This window comes from Streptomyces sp. NPDC049687 (assembly GCF_044465285.1).
Classification (GTDB): Bacteria; Actinomycetota; Actinomycetes; order Streptomycetales; family Streptomycetaceae; genus Streptomyces.
The window spans coordinates 784873-805305 of sequence record NZ_JBITLN010000002.1 but is presented as its reverse complement, the minus strand read 5'-3'; the positions used below and the strand labels follow the sequence as shown (position 1 = coordinate 805305).

Sequence of the window (20433 nt, the reverse complement as noted above, 5' to 3'; positions counted from 1 at the left end):
GTTCGGTGTCCTTCGCGAGGCAACCGATCCGCCGGAAAAGGCGGTCCACGGGGGAGAGAGTCGACCTCGTCCACCGGCCGGACCGACCATCCGGCCGCCTCAGCGAAAGCGGATCATGAGATATCGCACCAGAGTGACGGGCCCCGCAGCGGCCCTGATCGGCACCGCGGCCGTTCTCACGGGGGGCACCACGGCCTACGCCGCCCCTGAAGGCAGGACGGACGGCACCCCGGCCCCCGAGACCCTCGGCGACCCCGTCTTCCCTGCCCTCGGCAACGACGGCTACCGGGTCACCGCCTACCACCTCGACCTCTCCTACGACGCCACGACCACCCTGGTCGACGCCACGGCGACCCTGGAGATCCGCACGACCCAGTCCCTGTCCCGGCTCTCCCTGGACGCCCTCGGCCTGGACATAGCCGCCGTGCGCGTCGACGGCCGCACGGCGCAGTTCGAGCAGGTGGACGAGAAGCTGCGGATCACCCCGGTGTGCTCCCTCCCCGCCCGCACCCGGGCCACCGTACGGGTGACGTACACCGCCGACCCGCGCCGCGCCCTCCCGCACACCGCCTGGGTCCCCACCCCCGACGGCTTCGCCCTGTGCCCCCAGCCGGACTCGGCGCACACCGCCTTCCCCTGCAACGACCACCCGTCGGACAAGGCCGACTTCACCTTCCGCATCACCGTCCCGGCCGCCCTCAAGGCCGTCGCGAACGGCTCCCTCGTCCGCACCGAGCACCTGGCCGGCGACCGGATCGCCTACACCTACCGTTCCCGTTCCCCGATGGCCACCGAGCTGGCGCAGATCACGGTCGGGGACTACGTCGTCAAGCAGCGGCAGGGCCCGCACGGGCTGCCCCTGCGCGACGTCGTCCCGGTCGCACGGGCCGAGGCGCTCGAGCCCGCGCTCGCCCTCACCCCCGGCCTGGTGGAGTGGCTCGAGCAGCGGCTCGGCGCGTACCCCTTCGAGACGTACGGCCTGCTGCCCTGCAACTCCGACGACCCGGCCGCCTTCGACTTCACCGGCCTGGAGACGCAGACCCTCACCCTCTACAAGCCGAACTTCCTGCTCCAGGCGGAGCCGAAGATCGGCTCGCACATGATGCACGAGCTGGTCCACTCCTACTTCGGCAACAGCGTCAGCCCCGCCACCTGGGCCGACCTCTGGCTCAACGAGGGCCACGCCGACTTCTACGGCCTGCTGTACCGCTACGAGCGCGGCTGGCCGGACTCCCTGGGGCTGACCACCTTCGAGGCGCGGATGAAGGACACGTACGCGCGCGGCGACCAGTGGCGGCGGCTCTCGGGGCCGGTCGCCGCGCCGAACGCGGCCAACCTCTTCGACAGCCAGCGCTACCTGGGCGGCGTCCTCGTCCTGTACGCCCTGCGGCAGCTGATCGGCGAGGACGCCTTCCACGCGGTCGAGCGCGCCTTCCTGGCCCGCTTCCGCAACTCCTCGGCGTCGACGGACGACTACATCGCCGTCGCCTGCCAGGTCTCCGGCCAGGACGTCTCCGGCTTCCTGCGCGACTGGCTGTACGGCACGACGACACCGAGGATGCCCGGCCATCCGGACTGGACGGTCACCCCGGTGGCACCGTCTCTCACGGCCCCGCACAACAAGTCCGGGGCGCGTTGGCACGAGAACTCGGCGACGCTCTGAGCCGGCCCTGACCCGGCGCCGCGCCGAGTCAGCCGTCGAGGCGGGCGGAGGCCACTTCGCCCGCCTCCTCCGGGACGCGCTGTTGCGGTATCACGACGGTCCCCTGCTGGAGCGACACGTTGCGCGCCGGCGCCGGGATCCGGATGCCCTCGTCGCGGTAGCGCTTGTGCAGCCGCTTGATGAACTCGTGCTTGATCCGGTACTGGTCGCTGAACTCGCCGACGCCCAGGATCACGGTGAAGCCGATCCTGGAGTCGCCGAACGTGTGGAAGCGGACGGCCGGTTCGTGGTCGGGGACGGCCCCGGTGATCCCGGTCATCACCTCGGCGACCACGTCCATGGTCACCCGCTCCACGTGCTCCAGATCGCTGTCGTAGGCCACGCCGACCTGCACCAGGATCGTCAACTGCTGCTCGGGGCGCATGAAGTTGGTCATGTTGGCCTTGGCGAGCTGGCCGTTGGGGATCACGATCAGGTTGTTGGACAGCGCCCGGACCGTGGTCTGACGCCAGTTGATGTCCTCGACGTACCCCTCCTCGCCGCTGCTCAGCTTGATGTAGTCGCCGGGCTGGACGGTCTTGGAGGCGAGGATGTGGATGCCCGCGAAGAGGTTGGCGAGGGTGTCCTGGAGGGCCAGCGCCACCGCCAGACCGCCGACGCCCAGGGCGGTGAGCATCGGCGCGATGGAGATACCCAGGGTCTGCAGCACCACCAGGAAACCGATCGCGAGGACCAGTACCCGGGTGATGTTCACGAAGATCGTGGCGGAGCCCGCGACACCCGAGCGGGACTGGGTCAGCGCCTGCACCAGCCCGGCGATCACCCGCGCCGCCGACAGGGTCACCACGAAGATCAGCAGTACCGTCAGGCACTGGTTGACGGTGTGCTGGACCGGCCTCGTCAGCGGCAGCACCGCGGCCGCGGCCGCCGCCCCGCCGGCGATCGCCAGCCACGGCACCACCGTGCGCAGCGCGTCCACTATGACGTCGTCGCCGCTCCACCTCGTCCGCTTGGCGTGCTTGGCCAGCCACAGCAGCAGCGTCCGTGACAGGAAGGCCACGAGGAACCCGGTGGCCAGGGCGATACCGGCGAGGACGTAGTCGTCCAGGGCCAGCGCCCGGTTCACCGGTCACCCCCGGGAAGTCGCTGCGCGGCGGAGGGGGCCGCCGACGGCCGGATGTGAAGAAGCGTCACGTTGTCACCTGCTTGTTTCCGGGATGTGCTGGCGCGCCCGCGTGAACGGGCACGACCCTTCATCCTGCCGCATGCGGTACCGCGGTTCGCACCCGTACACCTGCCCGTACGACATCTTTCGGGCACTCGTCCCTCGGCTCACAGGGTGCTCACAAGTCCCCTGACCATCCACTTTCGCAAGCGCTTTCGGTGTGTCAGGATCCGTGCGCCCAACGGGGGAAGAGGGTGACAGCCCCGCCCCTGACCAGCGCGGCGCCTCGCCTTTCCGGTCGATTTCCTCGTGCGTCGCGCGGTGCCGCCGTGCCCGCAGCCGCCGGCCTGCGCACCGGGCCGGTCACGGCTGCCTGCCCGTCATGGCGCCCCGCCTGGCCGGAACCGCACTGGTCGCGGTGGTCTCCCTCCTCACCGGAACGGCACCGACGCCGACCTGGCGGCCGCTCTGTTCCGCAACCAGAGGGTCCAGTCGGATCTCGACGACCTGTGAACCGCAGCCCGCCCGCCCCGCCCGGGAACGCGCGGGCGTTCTCAGATCACCTTCCACCGCACCAGCGCCCCCAGCGTCACCGCCCCCGGCAGCAGCGGCAGCCACACCGTGATGATGCGGTAGGTGAGGACCACCGCCGTGGCGAGGGCCACCGGACCGCCCGCCGCGACCAGGGCCACGATCAGGGCCGCCTCCACCGAGCCGATGCCGCCCGGGGTGGGCACGAGGGCGACCGCCACCGTCGCCGCGAGGTAGGCGACCGCCATGTGCGCCGGCGGCACCGGGAGACCCAACGCCTGGCCGACCGCGGTCAGTCCCGCCGCCTGGAGCACCGGGAACGCCAGCGACCCGCCCCACAGGGCCAGCGCCCGGGAGGGGCAGGTGTGCACCGAGCGGGCCTCGCACAGTGCCGTGCGCAGGAACGAGAACACGGCCGTCCGCAGCCGTCGTACGAGGAACAGGACACCCGCCGCCACCATCGCGGCCGCCACCAGCGCGCCCAGGAGCGGGCCGAGCGCCCCGTCGGGCAGCAGGGAACCGAGCCGCAGCGCGTCGGGGAAGACCAGCAGCAGCGCGGCCAGCAGACCCACCCGGACCACGCCCTCCGCCAGCAGATACAGCGCCAGCGCGGCCGAGGAACGGGCCAGCGGCACCCCGCACACCGTCATGAACCGCAGATTGACCGCGCCGGCGCCGAGACCCGTCGGCAGCAGATGGTTGGCCGCGCCCGCCGCGAACTGCGTGGCCAGCAACCGGAGCCGGGGCAACCGCTGCACCACCGCCCCCTGCCGGGTGACGGCCGCGGCGACCCACGTCAGACACGTCGCCCCGGCCGCGGCCAGCAGCCAGGGCCACTCGGCCGTCCGCAGATGACCGAAACCCTCGGCGAGCACCGTACGATGCCGCACCGCGACCACGGAGACCAGCAGGAGCGGGAGCAGACACAGGACCCGGCGGACGGGGAAGCGCCGGGGGAGCGGGGGGAGCGGGACTGCTGTCACACCAGGAGAGGTTTTCCGCGCGATCCCAACAGCGGGTTGCGGAAGCGGGGACGGAGCATTACGTACGGTCATCGGGTCCTTCGGGTGGGTCCTCGTACGAGGGGACGGGGGGCCGGCATTGACCTCAAGAATGCTTGAGGTTCTACGGTCTTTCCCATGAGCATGGATGCCGTTGCCATGACGCAGCTGTACAGCGTCATGAACTCCCAGCACGAACGCCGCCCCTTCGACCCCGCCACACTGCGCCGCATCGGCGTGTTCGCCCGTCCGCACCGCCGCCGGATCGCGCTCTTCGTCGTGCTCGGGGTGATGACCGCGCTGCTCGCCGTGGCCACACCCGTGCTCGCGGGGCGCGTCGTCGACGCGATCGTGTCGCACGGCGACCCCGACCGGGTCGTCCGGCTGGCGCTGCTCATCGCGCTCATCGCGATACTGGAGGCGGCGCTCGGCATCCTGGGCAGGAGGCTCTCGGCGACGCTCGGAGAGGGGCTCATCCTCGATCTGCGCACGGCCGTGTTCGATCATGTGCAGAAAATGCCGGTCGCGTTCTTCACACGTACTCGTACGGGAGCGCTCGTCTCCCGACTCAACAACGACGTGATCGGCGCCCAGCGCGCGTTCAGCAACACCCTCTCCGGAGTGGTCTCCAACCTGGTCACGCTGCTGCTCACCCTCGCCGTCATGCTCACCCTGTCCTGGCAGGTCACGCTGCTGGCGCTGGCCCTGCTGCCGGTGTTCGTGATCCCGGCCCGGCGCATGGGCAGCCGGATGGCCGGAATGCAGCGGGAGGCGGCCGGGCTCAACGCGGCGATGGGCACCCGGATGACCGAGCGGTTCTCCGCGCCCGGCGCCACGCTGGTCAAGCTGTTCGGGCGGCCCGAGGAGGAGTCGGCGGAGTTCGCGGCCCGCGCCGCCCGCGTCCGGGACATCGGGGTCCGTACGGCCACCGCCCAGTCGGTCTTCCTCACGTCGCTGACCCTGGTCTCCGCCCTCGCCCTCGCCCTCGTCTACGGCCTCGGCGGCCGGCTCGCCCTCGGCGGCGCCCTGGAGCCGGGTGCCGTCGTGGCCCTCGCCCTGCTGCTGACCCGCCTGTACGCCCCGCTCACCGCGCTCGCCGGGGCCCGCGTCGAAGTGATGAGCGCCCTGGTCAGCTTCGAGCGGGTCTTCGAGGTGCTCGACCTGAAGCCGCTCATCGAGGAGAAGCCGGACGCCCGCGAGGTCCCCGAGGGCCCGGTGGCCGTCGAGTTCGAGGAGGTCCGCTTCGGCTACCCCTCCGCCGACAAGGTCTCCCTCGCCTCCCTGGAGGAGGTCGCCTCCCTCGACACCCGCGGTGGCGCCGAGGTCCTGCGCGGCGTCTCCTTCCGCGCCGAACCCGGACAGACGGTCGCCCTCGTCGGCTCCTCGGGCGCGGGCAAGTCCACGATCGCCCAACTCCTGCCGCGTCTCTACGACGTCGACTCCGGCGCCGTCCGCATCGGGGGGACCGACGTCCGCGACCTGAGCGCCAGCTCCCTGCGGGCCACCCTCGGCATGGTCACCCAGGACGGCCACCTCTTCCACGACACCGTCCGCGCCAACCTCCTCCTCGCCCGCCCGACCGCCACCGAGGACGAGCTCCTGGACGCCCTGCGCCGCGCCCGCCTCGACGACCTCGTCCACTCCCTGCCCGACGGTCTCGACACCGTCGTGGGCGAACGCGGCTACCGGCTCTCCGGCGGCGAACGCCAGCGGATGACCATCGCCCGGCTGCTGCTGGCCCGTCAGCGTGTCGTCATCCTCGACGAGGCCACCGCCCACCTCGACAACACCTCGGAGGCGGCCGTCCAGGAAGCCCTCACCGAGGCGTTGACCGGCCGCACCGCCGTCGTCATCGCCCACCGCCTGTCCACCGTGCGGGCCGCGGACCAGATCCTCGTCGTCGAGTCCGGCCGGATCGTCGAACGCGGCACCCACGAGACGCTGCTGGCGGCGGGCGGACGCTACGCCGAGCTGTACCGCACGCAGTTCGAGGAGCCGGGAGTGCCGGAGCCGACGGCCCCGGCCGCCTGAGACAGCGGCGCCCGTCCACGGCGCACGACGAGGAGGCCCCCCGCCACTCGAACACGTCGGCCGTCGTACCCGAGCCCGGGGTGCGGCGGCGACGGCCTGCGCACCCGTCCGGCCGGCCCGGTTCAGCAGGATGGGGCAACTCCGGTGGCCCGCGCCAGAACCTGCCCTCAATACTCCTTGAAGGAGCCATTGCCGCGTCGCGGGCCTTGCTCGTGTTTCTCCGAATTCGGCGGCGGATTCCCTTCGACTATTACGCCGGTCGCCCTTGTGGCAGGAAGGCAGCAGAATGGCACGCTTGGCGCAGCATCGAGTTCGTCCGGGGCCGGCCGTGATCGCCGCCGTCACCGTCGTCATGACCGCCGGTGCGCTGCCGGCGACGGCCGCGGCGGCTCCCGCGACAGCTGCCCGGGCCGCCGGCGGACCGTCGGGCATCAGCACCCTGGCGGACCGGCTGACCACGCCCTGGGGGATCTCCTTCCTGCCGGACGGCGAGGCGGCGCTCGTGACGGAACGCAACACCGGCACCGTCTGGAACGTCGCCCTCGACGGTTCCAAACGGCGGGTCGGCACGGTGCCGGACGTGGTGTGGAGCAAGGAGACCCAGGACAAGGGCGGACTGCTGGGCGTCGCCGTGTCACCGACCTGGGACGGCTCGACGGACACGGCCGTGTTCTTCATGGAGACCACGGCCACCGACAACCGTGTCGTCCGGATGAGCTTCGACGGAACCTCCCTGAGCGACTACACACCCGTCCTCACCGGCATCGTCAGGGACACGCAGCACAACGGCGGACAGCTCGCCTTCGGCCCCGACGGATATCTGTACGTCACCACCGGCGACGCCTACCAGTCGAAACTCGCCCAGGACAAGAACTCGCTCAACGGGAAGATCCTGCGCATCACCCGGACCGGTGAGCCGGCCCCCGGAAACCCCTTCGGAACCGCCGTCTACAGCTACGGCCACCGCAATCCCCAGGGCCTGGCCTGGGACCGTGCCGGGCAGTTGTGGGAAACGGAGATCGGGCACGAGACGTACGACGAGCTCAATCTCGTCGAGCCGGGCAGGAACTACGGCTGGCCCGTGTGCGAAGGGTCCTGCTCCAAGGCGGGAATGACCGATCCCCGGAAGGTCTGGAAGCCGTCCGAAGGAGGCGTGCCCGCCCAGATCGCCATCGTCGACGACGTCATCTACGCGTCGACCCTGCGCGGCCGGCGGCTGTGGCGGCTGCCGATCGACAGCACCGGCAAGGGCGTGAAGGCCGCGAAGTCGTACTACGGCGACGACTACGGCCGGCTGCGGGCCCTGGCCAAGGTCCCCGGCGCCGACGAACTCTGGCTCGGCACGAGCGACCGCGGCACGGAGAAGGACCTCCTCCTCAAAGTCACCGTCGACTGACCCCGCGACAAGTCCCACGACGTTTCCCACGACGTTTCCCACGACGTTTCCCACGACGTCTCCCGCGACGTTTCGCACGACGTTTCCCACGACATTTCCCGCGACAGGAAAGGCATCAGAATGTCACGCTTGGCGTATTCGGCGCTCAAACGCGTCCCGGCGCTGAAACGAGTCCGGTCGGGCACGGCCGTGGTCGCCGCACTCCTCGGGGCCTGCGTCCTGCAGCCGGCTTCGACGGCCGTGGCGGACCCCGGGGACGCCACCCGGGCCGGCGGCGCGCCGGCGGGCGCCACCGTCCTCTCCGACAAGTGGACGAGACCCTGGGCCATCACCTTCCTCCCCGACGGGAAGAGGGCCCTGGTGACCGAGCGCTTCACCGCCGACGTGTGGCTCCAGGCGAGCGACGGCTCCAAGAAGAAGGTGGGCACGGTCCCGCACACGGTGCCCCCCTCCCCGAGCGGCGGCAAGGGCGGGCTGCTGGGCGTCGCCCCCTCACCGACCTGGAACGGCACCACCGACAAGGACGTCTTCTTCGTCCACACGGTCGCCTCCGCGATCCGCGTCGTGAAGATGCACTTCGACGGCACCTCGCTCAGCGACTACACGGTCGTCCTCGGCGGAATCACCCGGGGCGGCGACCACAACGGCGGCAAGATCGCGTTCGGCCCCGACGGCTATCTGTACGTCAGCGTCGGCGACGCCCTCAAGCGCAATCTCGCCCAGGACAAGAACTCGCTCAACGGAAAGATCCTGCGCATCACGAAGAGCGGTGCGGCGGCGCCCGGCAACCCGTTCGGCACCCGCGTCTACAGCCTCGGCCACCGCAACCCGCAGGGCCTCGCCTGGGACGCCCGGGGCAGGCTGTGGGAGACCGAGATCGGCGAGTCCACCTGGGACGAGCTCAACCTCGTCGAGCCCGGCAAGAACTACGGCTGGCCCACCTGCGAGGGTTCCTGCTCCAAGGCCGGAATGACCAACCCCAAGAGGGTCTGGCACCCGGACCAGGGCGGCGTGCCCGCCCAGATCGCGATCAAGCGCGACGTCATCTACGTCACCACGCTGCTCGGCCAGCGGCTGTGGGCCCTGCCGATCGACGGCACCGGCAAGAACGTCGGAACCGCGAAGGCGTACTACAGCGGCGCCTACGGCCGGTTGCGGGCGATCGCCAAGGTGCCCGGCGCCGACCAACTCTGGCTCGGCACCACCGACCGCGGCGACGACAAGGACCGCATCCTGAAGATCAGCATCAAGTGACTCCCCGTCACACACATCCCGCGACGGGGTGAACCCACCTCCCCCGGAAGGAAGGTACGCACCATGAACGAGACCACCGAACAGACCGGCCACCCGGCCGAGACCATCGCGCAGCCCGACGCCTCGTCCGCTTGGCAGACCCCCGGCTACACGGTCGTCGACACCGCGCTGGAGGTCACCGCCTACTCCCTCTCCGCCCGCTAGCCCGCCGCCATGCTGCTGCAGGTGCTCGGCACCGCGGCCGGCGGCGGCATCCCGCAGTGGAACTGCGCGTGCCCCGGGTGCTCCGGGGCACGCGCGCATCCCGAGCGCCGCCGCCGGCACGCCTCCCTCGCGGTCCGCACGGACGACGGCCGCTGGTACCTCGTCAACGCGACCCCCGACATCGGCGACCAGATCGAGGCCCACCCGGCGCTCCACCCCGGCCCCGGGCCCCGGCAGACACCGATCGCCGGAGTCGTCCTCACCGACGCCGAACTCGACCACACCCTGGGCATCGCACGGCTGCGCGAGGCGGACGCCCTGGAGATCCTCGCCACGCCCCCGGTCCGCCGGGCACTGACCGACCGCCTCCGCCTCGGCGACGTACTGGGCCCCTACACCGCACTTACCTGGCGGGAACTGCCGTGCCACGGCACGCGCTCCCTCGGCCCGCCGGACCAGGGCCTGCGGATCAGCGCCGTCCCCGTCTCCGCCAAGCGCCCCCGGTACGCCGCCGACGCCCCCGAGGACGACACCTGGGTCGTCGCGCTGCGCCTGTACGAGCCGGCCACCGGCCGGACGGCGGTCTACGCCCCCGCCGTCGCCGCCTGGTCCGACGCGCTGCACCAGGCCGCCGCCGAGGCCGACTGCGTCATCGTCGACGGCACCTTCTGGGACGAGGACGAGCCCCGCCGCGCCGGCATCTCCTCCCGCACCGCCACCGGCATGGGCCATCTGCCCGTCGACGGACCGGGCGGCACCGCCGGAATCCTCGCCACGCTGTCCGCCCGCTGCTACTACACACACCTCAACAACACGAACCCCCTCGTCGATCCCGGAGCGGCGCAGCACAAGCGGCTCGCCCGGCTGGGTATCGAGGTGGCCGACGACGAGTTGGTGATCGAGCTGTGACCACGGCACTCGCCCCCCGGACCGGGCCCCCCGCGACCGAGCCCTGGAGCCCCGCCGAATTCGAGGGCCGCCTGCGCGCGGTGGCCCGGGAGCGGTACCACGACCGCCACCCCTTCAACGTCCGGATGCACGAGGGCGACCTCGACCCGGCGGAGGTACGGGCCTGGATCACCAACCGCTTCCACTACCAGCGGTACATCCCGGTCAAGGACGCGCTGATCATCGCCAAGCTGGACGAGCCGCGGCTGCGGCGCATGTGGCTGCGGCGCATCGAGGACCACGACGGGCGCGCGGAGGGAGAGGGCGGCATCGAGCGCTGGCTGCGGCTCGGCGAGGCGGCCGGTCTGGACCGCCGGAGCCTGCTGGCGGGTGAGGCCGTCCTGCCGGGCGTACGGCTGGCGGTGGACGGCTACGTCAACTTCTGCCGACTGCGTCCGCCGCTGGAGGCCGTCGCGGCCTCCCTCACCGAGCTGACCGCGCCCGACCTGATGCGGCTGCGTATCGACGCCTTCGAACGCCACTACTCCTGGATCGCGCCGGAGGGGCTCGCCTACTTCCGAACCCGGGTCGACCAGGGCCGCCGCGACAGCACCGAGGCACTCGCCCTCGTCCTGGACTGGGCCCGCACCCGCGAGGACCAGGAGCGGGCCGTTGCCGCGCTGAGCTTCAAGTGCGAGGTGCTGTGGTCCCTGCTCGACGCGGTACAGCAGCACGGGGCCGACACGGGGAACGGGGCCGGCAACCAGGGCCGGTCCCGGCGCGACGGCCGACGGGGGAGGGGGTGACGGCCGGCCGGCGGTGGCGGCCCGCCCTGGCCCCGGCGCTGGTGCTGCGGCACGACCGCGTGCGCGGCGCCGACCTGTTGGTCCTGCCGGAACGGGTGGTCGTCCTGGAGGGACAGGCCGGTCGGATCGTCGGCCTGTGCGACGGGACACGGACCGTGGGCCGGATCGTCGCCGAGCTGACCGAGCGGTACCCGGGCGCCCCGGTGGCCACCGAGGTCCCCGCCTTCCTCGACCGTCTGCACCAGGAGGGCTGGCTCAGGTGACCGCTGCTCCCACCCCCACGGCCCCGGCACGCCCCTGGGCCCTGCTCGCCGAACTCACCCACGCGTGTCCGCTGCACTGCCCGTACTGCTCCAACCCCCTGGAGCTGGCCCGCCGTTCGGCCGAGCTGACCACCGACGACTGGACGGACGTACTGCGCCAGGCCGCCGCCCTGGGCGTCGTCCACACCCATCTCTCCGGCGGCGAGCCGCTGCTGCGCCCCGACCTGGAGCGGATCGTCGCCGCCGCCGAGGGCGCCGGGATCTACACCCAGCTGGTCACCAGCGGCACCGGACTGGACGAGGCCCGGCTCACCGCGCTGCGCACGGCGGGCCTGCGCAGTGTGCAGCTCTCCGTCCAGCACGCCGACCCCGAGGCCAACGACCGGATCGCCGGACGTCCGTCCGCCTTCGCCGCCAAGGAGCGGGCCGCCGCCCTGGTCCGCCGGGCCGGGCTCCCCCTCGGCCTCAACGTGGTGCTGCACCGCGACAACCTCGACGCCGTCGACGATCTCATCGACCTGGGGGAGGCCTGGGGCGTGGACCGCATCGAGCTGGCCAACACCCAGTTCTACGGCTGGGGCCTGCTCAACCGCACCGCGCTGCTGCCCTCCCGCGACCAGCTGGCCCGCGCCCGGGAGAGCGTCGAACGCGGGCGCGATCGGCTCGCCGGCCGGATCGACCTGGTCTGGGTGGTCCCCGACTACTTCGACGGCGTCGCCAAGCCCTGCATGGGCGGCTGGGGAGCGGTCTCCCTCACCGTCGCCCCCGACGGCACCGTACTGCCCTGCCCGGCCGCCGCCTCCCTGCCGGACCTCGACCCGCCTAACGTCCGCGACCGTCCGCTCGACTGGATCTGGGACCACTCCCCGGCCTTCACCCGCTACCGCGGCACCGACTGGATGACCGGCCCCTGCGGCACCTGTCCGCGCCGGGAGGAGGACTTCGGCGGCTGCCGCTGCCAGGCGTACGCCCTCACCGGCGACGCCACCCGCACCGACCCGGCGTGCGCCCTGTCCCCCGACCACAGCCTCCTGCGCACCCTCACCGACACCGGCCCGGCGCAGGACCCACCGCCGTACGTGTACCGCCGTCCCGGGCCGGAGGCGGGCGCCGCGCGCGCCGGTGCCGCGGCAGGCGGCGTTCGCCCCGTCGCGACGCCCGGCACGCCCTCTCGCCGCACCGGGCACAACCCCGAGTACGTCCAGTACGAGGGCTTGCGCCCGGCACGCCGAGAGCACGCTCCCCCACTCTCGGCTTCGCTCGAGCGGGAGGGACCCCCATGACGCCGCTCCTTGACGGGCAAACGGTGCCTGCCGCGGCACTACTCGTTCACCGACGACCGTGCGAGCCCCCAGCCGATGAGGGCCAGGATCCCGGCGAGCGGACCCAGCGCCGGCGCGAACGTCGTGTTGACGATCGTGGCACCGGCCATGCCGGCCATCTGCCAGGCCGCCCCGAGCACGGCGAGAGCCGCCAGCCAGTGCCACCGGCTGGTGCGCGCCACCACGAACGGCAGCAGTACGAAAGCCACCGTCTGGACGAGGTATCCGACGACGAAGTACGTGTCCGCCAGGGATTGCCACCCCTCCAGTCCGGTGGCGTCGGCGCGGTCCGTCAGGTGCTCGGACCGGTAATCCAGGAACGAGTGGCCGCCCAGGACGCGCTCGGGGAACCAGTCCATGAGGTAGAGCCCCGCGAGGGTGAGCGCCGAGGCGCTCACCGTCAGCACGTACGCGGTCGTCAGCTTCCCGTCGGTGGCCGCGGGGCTGTTCGAGATGGTCACGGCATCGGCTCCCTTCGACACCCCTGGGGGCATCGGTCGTCGCTGTGCCGATCATGGTGACGCCCGGCGATCCGGTCCGCTTCGGTGAAACTACGTAATTCCGCACGGAAGACCGGCGCAACCTCCGTGCCGGAGCCGCCCGCTCACTCCACGTCGGCGACGACGGAACCGACCCGCTCGGCCAGGTGCGGGTCACGGCGGACCAGGAGCGTCGCATAGCCGACGGAGCCGAGCAGAGCGGCCAGCGCCGCGTAGGGGAACCAGTTGTACGGCGCCGGCTGACCGGGCTTGGCGAGGTAGTAGAGCGGGACCAGGATGGCCACGGCGCCGATCACGGGCAGCACGAGATGACGGACGGTCCGGAACTCCTGCGGACGGTATCTGCGGTAGTACAGCGGCAGGGCGATGTTCGAGGCGAGGTAGACCAGCAGGATCAGGATGGCGCCCAGGCTCGAGGACTCGGTGAAGAAGACCACGGGGTCCATCGGACCGCCGTCGGCTCCGAGCAGATGGCCGAGCCCCCAGCCTCCGATGATCAGCAGCGCGGTGACGGTGAAGGTGACGATCGCGTTGTTCGGCGTACGGCGGGTGGGGTGGACGTAGCCGAAGAAGGACGGGAGCAGCCCCTCCCGTCCGGCGTTGAACACCAGCCGGGCCTGGGAGTTGATGCCGGCGATCAGCACGCCGAGGGTCGAGGTCAGGCCACCGACGTAGGCGACGAACGCCAGCGCCCCGAGGGTGTGGTGGGCGACGTCGACGAACGGGATGGTGGAGGCGCCGAGGCGGGCCGTGTCGTAGTCGAAGCCGGTCACCGTGGCGTAGGAGAACAGCATGTAGCTGACCGTCATGATCGCGACGGAGGAGAACACCGCGCGGCCGACGTTGCGCCGCGGGTTCTCCGTCTCCTCGGCCAGCGCCGCCGAGTTCTCCCAGCCGATGAACAGGTACACCGCCAGCGGGAAACCCGCCGCGAGGCCCTTGACGCCGTGGCTGAGGTGGCCTGGCAGGAACGGGTCGGCGGAGAGGCCGCCCCGGTGTTCGACGATCGTCGCGACCGAGACCGCGACCAGCACCAGCATCTCCACACCGAAGAAGTAACCGGCCCATTTGGTGGAGACCACGATCCCGCGCAGCATCAGCACCATCGCCAGCCCGGTCAGCAGCAGGGTCCAGATGATCCACGGCAGGTCGACGCCGGTGTAGTGGTGCAGGGTGATCTGCACGAACCCGCCCGAGATCGCTATGACGGAGGCCATCGCGATGATGTAGCCGAGTCCGGCCAGCAGGGCCGTGGTCACCGCGCTGACCGGGCCGAAGGTCTTGCCCACGAAGGTGATGAAGCTGCCCGCCGAGGGGTGCGCCCGGGAGAACTCGGCGAGCGTGTTGCCGAGCAGCGCGACGGCGACTCCGGCGGCGGCGATGGTCAGTGGGGACGCGACGCCCGCGGTGGTGGCCAGGAAGGCGAAGCCGAAGAAGAAGCTCATGGCCGGACCCACGTTGGCCATCGTGGCGGCGGCGATGTCCGCCATGCCGAGCACGCCGCCGCGCAGGCGCTGGGGTGCGCCACCGGCGGGGCCCGAGGTCGGCGACGGGCCGACGGCTCCGGGATCGGACATGACGGCAGCTCCTTCTGGGGGCGGCGGTACGGCGGGGAGGACGGAGGCCGGGAGTGGCGCCGGCGAGCGTCAGCTCGGGCGGGCCCGCTGGTGTTCCTTCACGGCGCGCACGGCCGGGTCCATCGCGCCGCGGCCGAGTTCGGCGAGCAGGTCGGCGTGGCAGCGGTTCCGCGCCCGTACCACCGCGGGGGACGGGGCCGGCATCAGCAGGCACTGGCGGCCGAGCAGGTCGGCGGCGAACTCGCGGACCCCCGCACCGCCGAGCCCCTCCGCGAGGTCGAGATGGAAACGTGTCTCCAGTTCGACCAGTCGTGCCGGGTCCTCGGCCAGGTCCATCTCCGTGACCAGCGACCGCAGTCCCTCGAGGTGACCGTCCGGGACCTCGCCCGCGCCCCGGGCCACGAGACCGCATTCGAGCAGCAGATGGAAGGAGTCCAGGGAAGCCGCCTCCTCGGCGTCATGCGTCACGGCGACGACGGCGTCCCAGTCCGCGGCGACGAAGGTCCCGCCCGCGCGGCCTCGCCGCCGGTCGAGCAACCCGTCCTGGCACATTCCCTCCAGCGCACGGCGCACGGTGATCTCACTGATGCCCAGCTCCTCGGCGAGGACGCCGGCGTCCGGCAGCCGGTCTCCCGGCGACACGGATCTCAGGCGCACCCGCAGTGCCACCCGGGACCGGACCAGTTCCGCTCCCGTGGGCCCCCGGCCGGGCAGGAGACGGGTGTCGCCGCCGCCGTAGGGTCCGAACTTGCCCGCTGCATTCACCACGGCGCCCACCCTAACGGCCTGCTGAGCGGGTATGCCCAAAAAATAGAGCACGCTGAACACTTAAACAAGGCGGGCAGGTCTTGTTTTTTTGGATCGCGGTGAACTAATTTCCGGAGCCATGTCCTCGTCCCCACTCCAGGTTCGGATGTCGAGATGACCACACGTCCCCCGCTCTCCGCCGCGGAACCGCTCCCCGCCACCGAGAGCACCCCACCGGACTCAGGCCTGCAGGCCGGCCTGAAGAACCGCCACCTGTCGATGATCGCGATCGGCGGTGTCATCGGTGCCGGCCTGTTCGTCGGCTCCGGTTCCGGCATCGCCGCCGCGGGCCCCGGGATCCTCGTCTCCTACGCGCTCGTCGGCATCCTCGTCGTCCTCGTCATGCGGATGCTCGGCGAGATGGCCGCGGCCAACCCCACCTCGGGTTCCTTCTCCGCCTACGCGGACCGGGCGCTGGGCCGCTGGGCCGGATTCACCATCGGCTGGCTGTACTGGTTCTTCTGGGTCGTCGTCCTCGCGGTCGAGGCGACCGCCGGGGCCAAGATCCTGGCCGGCTGGATACCGGCGGTCCCGCAATGGGGCTGGGCCCTGATCGTCATGATCGTCCTCACCGTCAGCAACCTGGCCTCGGTCGCCTCCTACGGCGAGTTCGAGTTCTGGTTCGCCGGCATCAAGGTCGTCGCCATCGCCGCGTTCATCGTGCTCGGCGGACTCGCGATCTTCGGACTGCTGCCCGGCTCGGACCACCCGGCCTCCGGCTTCTCCAACCTCACCGCCCACGGCGGCTTCCTGCCCAACGGACCCGGCGCGATCCTCACCGGCGTCCTGATGGTCGTCTTCTCCTTCATGGGCAGCGAGATCGTCACCCTGGCGGCCGGTGAGTCGGCGGACCCGCAGGGCGCGGTCACCAAGGCCACCAACAGCGTGATCTGGCGGATCGCGGTGTTCTACCTGGGCTCGATCCTGATCGTGGTGTCGCTGCTGCGCTGGGACGACCCGGCGATCCTCAAGGACGGCTCGTACGTCGCCGCGCTCAGCTCCATCGGCATCCCGCACGCCGCCCAGATCATGAACGCCATCGTGCTCACCTCCGTGCTGTCCTGCCTCAACTCCGGCCTGTACACCGCCTCACGCATGGCGTTCTCCCTCGGCCGGCGCAGCGACGCCCCCGCCGCCTTCGGGCAGACCACCGGGCGCGGTGTGCCGCGGACGGCCATCCTGGCCTCGGTCGTCTTCGGCTTCGTCGCCGTCGCCTTCAACTACCTCTGGCCCGACACGGTCTTCCAGTTCCTCCTGAACTCCTCCGGCGCCATCGCCCTGTTCGTCTGGCTGGTGATCTGCTTCTCCCAGCTGCGCATGCGCAAGATCATCCAGCGGGAGTCGCCGGAGAAGCTGATCGTCAGGATGTGGCTCTACCCCTACCTCACCTGGGCCACCATCGCCCTGATCGTCTTCGTCCTCGGCTACATGCTGACCGACACGGCCGACGGCGGCGGACGCGACCAGGTCGTCCTGTCCACGGCCGTGGCCGTGGCCGTGGTGGCCGTGGCACTGGTCCGCGGCAGGACGCGCGACGCCGTCACCCGGTCGTAGCGGGCCCGCGTCAGGCCGGCAGCAGGGCCTCGATCCGGTCGAGGACCTCGGGGGTGTCCGGCCTGACGCGGGAACGGATGCGATGCGCCACCAGTCCCTCGGGCGAGACCAGGAACTTCTCGAAGTTCCACTCGACGTCCCCGGCCACCCCGTGCTCGTCGGGCGCGGCGGTGAGGAACGCGTAGACCGGGTGGCGTGTCGCGCCGTTGACGTCCACCTTCTCGAAGAGCGGGAAGGTGACGTCGTAGGTCGTCGAGCAGAACGCCCGGATCTCCTCGGCGGTGCCCGGCTCCTGCTGCCCGAACTGGTTGCAGGGAAAGCCCAGTACGGCGAACCCGCGGGGTCCGTAGCGCCGGTGCAACTGCTCCAGCGCCGCGTACTGCGGGGTACGCCCGCATCGGGAGGCCACGTTGACCACGAGGAGGGCCTGCCCACGGTAGGCGCTCAGGTCACCGGGCTCCCCGCCGAGTGTGCGGACCGGGATGTCGTACAGGGTCATGTCGGCGTCTCGCTCCGCTCCTGTCGGGGGTGGGCCTTGCGGAAGGCGGTGACCAGGGCGTCGACGTCCTCGTCGGTCATGGCCGCGCCCAGGCCGATGGTGACGGAACGGCCGAGGAGCCCCTCGCTGGTCCGCAGGCGCGGAGGCCGCTGCCACTCCACGCCCCAGGGCGTACGCCCCTCCCGCACGGCCCGGTTGGCCGTGACCGGCTGCCCCTGGTACAGGGTGTGCGCCGGGATGCCGGCGGCGTTCAGGTCGGCGACGAAGCCGCGCGCCTCCAGCCGGGAGCCCAGGAACAGGGTGAGGTCGCCGCCCGATCCGTCCTCGTCGGGCAGCCTGCGCCAGCGGACCGGCAGGTCGGCGGTCTCGGCGCGGACCTGGCGCGCCACGTCACGCAGCCGCCGGCACATCGGAACCAGCCGGGGGAGCTGCGCGGACAGGATCGCCGCGGTCAGCTCGGTCATGCGCAGGTTGGTCCCGATGAACGGCGGGCTGTCGGCGGTGCCGCGCGTCGCGCCCTTGGAGGTGGTGAACTGGCCGCCCTGGTCCTGGTAGCGGGCCACCCGGTCGTACACGTCGGCGTCGGTCACGGTGACCGCGCCGCCCTCACCGGCGGTGATGTTCTTGTCGAGCTGGAAGCTGAAGGCGCCCGCGTCGCCGAGGCCGCCGACGGGCCGTCCCCGGTAGCCGACGCCGGCGGCCTGCGCGGCGTCCTCGATCACCCGCAGTCCGTGCCGGCGCGCGACCTGCGTGATCGGCCCCATGTCGGCGGCGACGTTGGCGAGGTGGACCGGCATCACGCCCCAGGTGCGTTCGGTGATCCGCTCCTCCAGGCTCGCGGGGTCCAGGGTCAGCGAGTCGTCGACCTCGGCGAAGACCGGGACGCCCCGGGCGGCGACGACCGCGCCGACACTGCCGACGAAGGTCACGGCCGGCACGATCACCTCCGCCCCCGGCGGGATCCCGAGGCCGATCATCGCGGCGGTGAGCGCGGCGGTGCCGGAGGACACGGCGACCGTGTGCGCGACACCGGCCACGTCCGAGAACGCGGCCTCGAACGCCTCGGTCCGGTGCCGCAGGTCCGGCCCGTAGTAGCGGAACAGCGACCGCGACCGGATCACCTCCAGGGCGGCGGCCTCCTCTTCCTCCCCCCACAACGCCAGGGCCCGCCAGGTCTCGTACCGCGTCCCGGGCCCCTCGCTCACGCGGCCGCCTCGGTCACCGTGTCGAGGTCCGTCGCGCTGTGCGCCACCACGAAGTCCTCCAGGAAGAGATAGTCGAGCTGGCTCGGCCCGAAGAACGCCAGTGCCTGATCGGGGGTCTCCACGATCGGCTCACCGCGGTCGTTGAAGGAGGTGTTGAGCACGACGGGCACCGAGGTGAGCTCACTGAACCGCGCCACGAGTTCGTAGAAGCTGCCGTTCGCCTCCGGGGTCAGCGTCTGGACCCGCGCCGTTCCGTCGACGTGGGTGATGGCGGGCACCTCCTGCCGCTTGTCCTCCCGCACCGGCGCCACGATCAGCATGTACGGCGACTCGATGTCCAGCTCGAAGTACTCGGCGGCCCGCTCGGCCAGGACGGCCGGGGCGAACGGCCGGAACCCCTCACGGTGCTTGACCTTGCTGTTGAGGATGTCCTTCATCTCCGCGCGGCGCGGGTCGGCCAGGATGCTGCGGTGACCCAGGGCGCGCGGCCCGAACTCGGAACCGCCGGTGAACCAGCCGATGAGCGCGCCCTGCGGCAGGAGTCCGGCCGCCAGCCGGGCCGGCCGCGCCACCCGCCGGTGCGGCAGGCCGGAGGCCTCGAGCGCGGCCCGGATCTCCTCCGTGCCGTACGAACGGCCGAGGTAGGTGTGGGTCTGGGGGCGTGGGGCCGACGCCGGTGCCTTCGGGCCGCGCGGCCGCGGCTGCTCGCCGAGGACGTGGTAGCCGTAGTACGCGCAGCCGACCGCGCAGCCGTTGTCGCCGGCCGCGGGCTGGGCGTAGACCTCGGTGAACGGGGTCCCGCGCAGGATCTTGCCGTTCGCGACCGAGTTGAGGGCGACACCGCCGGCCAGGCAGAGCCGGGTGAGGCCGGTCTCGCGGTGCAGCCAGTCGGCGGCGTGCAGGACGGCGGTCTCCAGCAGGTCCTGTGCGGCCCAGGCGAGGTCGGCGCCCCGGGCGAAACGCTCGTCGCCCTCGAATCCGTCCAGGGCGTGCTCGACGAACTCCAGCAGCCCGCCGTCCTTGAGACGCAGCGCGTACCGGCCCTGCGGCAGCAGGTCCAGCCAGCGGTGGAACTCCGCCCGGTAGCGGTCGGTGCCGTAGGGCGCGAGGCCCATGGTCTTGCCGTCCTCGGTCAGATACCAGCGGCCCTCCTCGTAGAGGGTGAAACCGATGGCCTTGCTGACCGCCTTGTACATGAATCCCAGCGAGTGGTCGCTGTCGCCGGCCTGGTAGACCCGGGTCTCGCGCAGGCCGTCGGTGCTCCAGTTGGTCCCGTACACCTTGGAGATCTCGGTGATCTCCGTGCCGTTGCCGACCGACATGGTCAGGGTCTCGACGCCCCGCCCCTCGAAGAGACTGCCGGCCCCGTCGACGACGAGGATCGCCGCCTCGGGAAAGGGGGAGGGGTAGAAGGCGCTGGCGGCGTGCGCCAGGTGATGCCTGATCAGTGTCGTACGGCTGCGGAAGGGGAAGTAGCAACTGGGCAGGAGGGTGTCGTCCGCGACGATCGCCTCCACCTCGCCGAGCCGGACCCCACGGGTGGTCAGGCAATAGCGCCAGCACTGGTTCGCCAGGGAATTCACATTGACCGCGTATTTGCGGCGGGTCAGCCGTTCTTCTTCAATACCGACGGCGATCTCACCGTTCTCGACCAAGCAGGCCGAGAAGTCGTGGTTGGAACCACCGAGCCCCAGAGCGAGCATACTGCCGTCCTTACTGCCGGTTGCGGCATACAGATTTGGCGAGTACGTGCTCGTAACGCTACCC

At 71.5% G+C, this 20433-nt stretch carries 18 protein-coding genes; 10 read left to right on the top strand and 8 right to left on the bottom strand.

Translation table 11 applies throughout. The features are described 5' to 3' along the window. The first annotated feature begins 115 nt into the window (after nt 1-115). Nucleotides 116-1663 (top strand): M1 family metallopeptidase, encoded by a 1548-nt coding sequence (locus ACIBVL_RS08710; protein WP_399094049.1) that lies wholly within the window; start codon nt 116-118, stop codon nt 1661-1663. A gap of 28 nt (nt 1664-1691) precedes the next feature. Here ACIBVL_RS08710 and ACIBVL_RS08705 read toward each other — a convergent pair whose 3' ends face one another. Both ACIBVL_RS08705 and ACIBVL_RS08700 read right to left on the bottom strand, forming a co-directional pair. Next, complete coding sequence (locus ACIBVL_RS08705) at nt 1692-2789, bottom strand: mechanosensitive ion channel family protein (protein WP_399094046.1); 1098 nt, start codon at nt 2787-2789, stop codon at nt 1692-1694. Nucleotides 2790-3382: 593 nt separating this feature from the next. Then, a complete protein-coding gene (locus ACIBVL_RS08700) occupies nt 3383-4342 on the bottom strand; it encodes a YbhN family protein (RefSeq protein WP_399094043.1) in 960 nt (319 codons plus the stop codon). A 162-nt stretch (nt 4343-4504) separates the two neighbouring features. On the opposite strand from ACIBVL_RS08700, the gene ACIBVL_RS08695 reads away from it, so the two are divergent. The 8 genes from ACIBVL_RS08695 to pqqE all read left to right on the top strand — a co-directional run bounded on the left by ACIBVL_RS08695 (nt 4505) and on the right by pqqE (nt 12485). Continuing rightward, complete coding sequence (locus tag ACIBVL_RS08695) at nt 4505-6391, top strand: ABC transporter ATP-binding protein (RefSeq protein WP_399094848.1); 1887 nt, start codon at nt 4505-4507, stop codon at nt 6389-6391. Between the two features lie 286 nt (nt 6392-6677). Beyond that, nucleotides 6678-7787 carry a PQQ-dependent sugar dehydrogenase gene (locus ACIBVL_RS08690; RefSeq protein WP_399094040.1) on the top strand — a complete coding sequence of 370 codons (1110 nt, stop codon included), beginning with the start codon at nt 6678-6680 and terminating at the stop codon, nt 7785-7787. Nucleotides 7788-7907: 120 nt separating this feature from the next. Next, nucleotides 7908-9041: a PQQ-dependent sugar dehydrogenase gene (locus ACIBVL_RS08685; RefSeq protein WP_399094037.1), complete on the top strand. Its 1134-nt coding sequence runs from the start codon at nt 7908-7910 to the stop codon at nt 9039-9041. Nucleotides 9042-9104: 63 nt separating this feature from the next. Further along, the gene (gene pqqA / locus ACIBVL_RS08680) at nt 9105-9245 is read left to right on the top strand and encodes a pyrroloquinoline quinone precursor peptide PqqA (protein WP_399094034.1); all 141 of its coding nucleotides are present in this window, start codon (nt 9105-9107) and stop codon (nt 9243-9245) included. Between the two features lie 9 nt (nt 9246-9254). After that, on the top strand, nt 9255-10154 hold the full coding sequence (gene pqqB, locus ACIBVL_RS08675) for a pyrroloquinoline quinone biosynthesis protein PqqB (RefSeq protein WP_399094031.1): 900 nt from the start codon (nt 9255-9257) through the stop codon (nt 10152-10154). After that, nucleotides 10151-10939, top strand: coding sequence for a pyrroloquinoline-quinone synthase PqqC (pqqC, locus tag ACIBVL_RS08670; RefSeq protein WP_399094028.1), 789 nt, complete (start codon nt 10151-10153; stop codon nt 10937-10939). The genes pqqB and pqqC overlap by 4 nt, the downstream gene beginning before the upstream one ends. Beyond that, nucleotides 10936-11202, top strand: a complete 267-nt coding sequence (gene pqqD / locus ACIBVL_RS08665; protein WP_399094025.1) for a pyrroloquinoline quinone biosynthesis peptide chaperone PqqD — start codon at nt 10936-10938, stop codon at nt 11200-11202. The genes pqqC and pqqD overlap by 4 nt, the downstream gene beginning before the upstream one ends. Beyond that, nucleotides 11199-12485 (top strand): pyrroloquinoline quinone biosynthesis protein PqqE, encoded by a 1287-nt coding sequence (pqqE, locus tag ACIBVL_RS08660; protein WP_399094022.1) that lies wholly within the window; start codon nt 11199-11201, stop codon nt 12483-12485. Before pqqD ends, pqqE begins: the two co-directional genes overlap by 4 nt. 38 nt (nt 12486-12523) lie before the next feature. Here pqqE and ACIBVL_RS08655 read toward each other — a convergent pair whose 3' ends face one another. The 3 genes from ACIBVL_RS08655 to ACIBVL_RS08645 form a co-directional block, all read right to left on the bottom strand. Then, nucleotides 12524-12985, bottom strand: a complete 462-nt coding sequence (locus ACIBVL_RS08655; RefSeq protein ID WP_399094019.1) for a hypothetical protein — start codon at nt 12983-12985, stop codon at nt 12524-12526. A 143-nt stretch (nt 12986-13128) separates the two neighbouring features. Next, nucleotides 13129-14601 (bottom strand): APC family permease, encoded by a 1473-nt coding sequence (locus tag ACIBVL_RS08650; protein WP_399094016.1) that lies wholly within the window; start codon nt 14599-14601, stop codon nt 13129-13131. A gap of 69 nt (nt 14602-14670) precedes the next feature. Continuing rightward, nucleotides 14671-15369, bottom strand: coding sequence for a FadR/GntR family transcriptional regulator (locus tag ACIBVL_RS08645; RefSeq protein ID WP_399094013.1), 699 nt, complete (start codon nt 15367-15369; stop codon nt 14671-14673). 153 nt (nt 15370-15522) lie between these two features. On the opposite strand from ACIBVL_RS08645, the gene ACIBVL_RS08640 reads away from it, so the two are divergent. Beyond that, nucleotides 15523-16962: an amino acid permease gene (locus tag ACIBVL_RS08640; RefSeq protein ID WP_399094010.1), complete on the top strand. Its 1440-nt coding sequence runs from the start codon at nt 15523-15525 to the stop codon at nt 16960-16962. A 10-nt stretch (nt 16963-16972) separates the two neighbouring features. Here the strand turns inward: ACIBVL_RS08640 and ACIBVL_RS08635 are convergent, their stop codons facing one another. Genes ACIBVL_RS08635 through ACIBVL_RS08625 form a run of 3 tightly spaced genes read right to left on the bottom strand, consistent with a single transcriptional unit; the run spans nt 16973 to nt 20369 of the window. Further along, the gene (locus ACIBVL_RS08635) at nt 16973-17461 is read right to left on the bottom strand and encodes a glutathione peroxidase (protein WP_399094007.1); all 489 of its coding nucleotides are present in this window, start codon (nt 17459-17461) and stop codon (nt 16973-16975) included. After that, nucleotides 17458-18666, bottom strand: coding sequence for a DegT/DnrJ/EryC1/StrS family aminotransferase (locus ACIBVL_RS08630; RefSeq protein WP_399094004.1), 1209 nt, complete (start codon nt 18664-18666; stop codon nt 17458-17460). The genes ACIBVL_RS08635 and ACIBVL_RS08630 overlap by 4 nt, the downstream gene beginning before the upstream one ends. Beyond that, nucleotides 18663-20369 (bottom strand): carbamoyltransferase, encoded by a 1707-nt coding sequence (locus ACIBVL_RS08625; protein ID WP_399094001.1) that lies wholly within the window; start codon nt 20367-20369, stop codon nt 18663-18665. Before ACIBVL_RS08625 ends, ACIBVL_RS08630 begins: the two co-directional genes overlap by 4 nt. Nucleotides 20370-20433 lie beyond the last annotated feature (64 nt).

Coding starts and splice junctions, on each gene's coding strand:
- ACIBVL_RS08710 (WP_399094049.1), top strand. CDS start 116: ATGAGATATCGCACCAGAGTGACGGGCCCCGCAGCGGCCCTGATCGGC.
- ACIBVL_RS08695 (WP_399094848.1), top strand. CDS start 4,505: ATGGATGCCGTTGCCATGACGCAGCTGTACAGCGTCATGAACTCCCAG.
- ACIBVL_RS08690 (WP_399094040.1), top strand. CDS start 6,678: ATGGCACGCTTGGCGCAGCATCGAGTTCGTCCGGGGCCGGCCGTGATC.
- ACIBVL_RS08685 (WP_399094037.1), top strand. CDS start 7,908: ATGTCACGCTTGGCGTATTCGGCGCTCAAACGCGTCCCGGCGCTGAAA.
- pqqA (WP_399094034.1), top strand. CDS start 9,105: ATGAACGAGACCACCGAACAGACCGGCCACCCGGCCGAGACCATCGCG.
- pqqB (WP_399094031.1), top strand. CDS start 9,255: ATGCTGCTGCAGGTGCTCGGCACCGCGGCCGGCGGCGGCATCCCGCAG.
- ACIBVL_RS08650 (WP_399094016.1), bottom strand. CDS start 14,601: ATGTCCGATCCCGGAGCCGTCGGCCCGTCGCCGACCTCGGGCCCCGCC.
- ACIBVL_RS08640 (WP_399094010.1), top strand. CDS start 15,523: ATGACCACACGTCCCCCGCTCTCCGCCGCGGAACCGCTCCCCGCCACC.
- ACIBVL_RS08635 (WP_399094007.1), bottom strand. CDS start 17,461: ATGACCCTGTACGACATCCCGGTCCGCACACTCGGCGGGGAGCCCGGT.
- ACIBVL_RS08625 (WP_399094001.1), bottom strand. CDS start 20,369: ATGCTCGCTCTGGGGCTCGGTGGTTCCAACCACGACTTCTCGGCCTGC.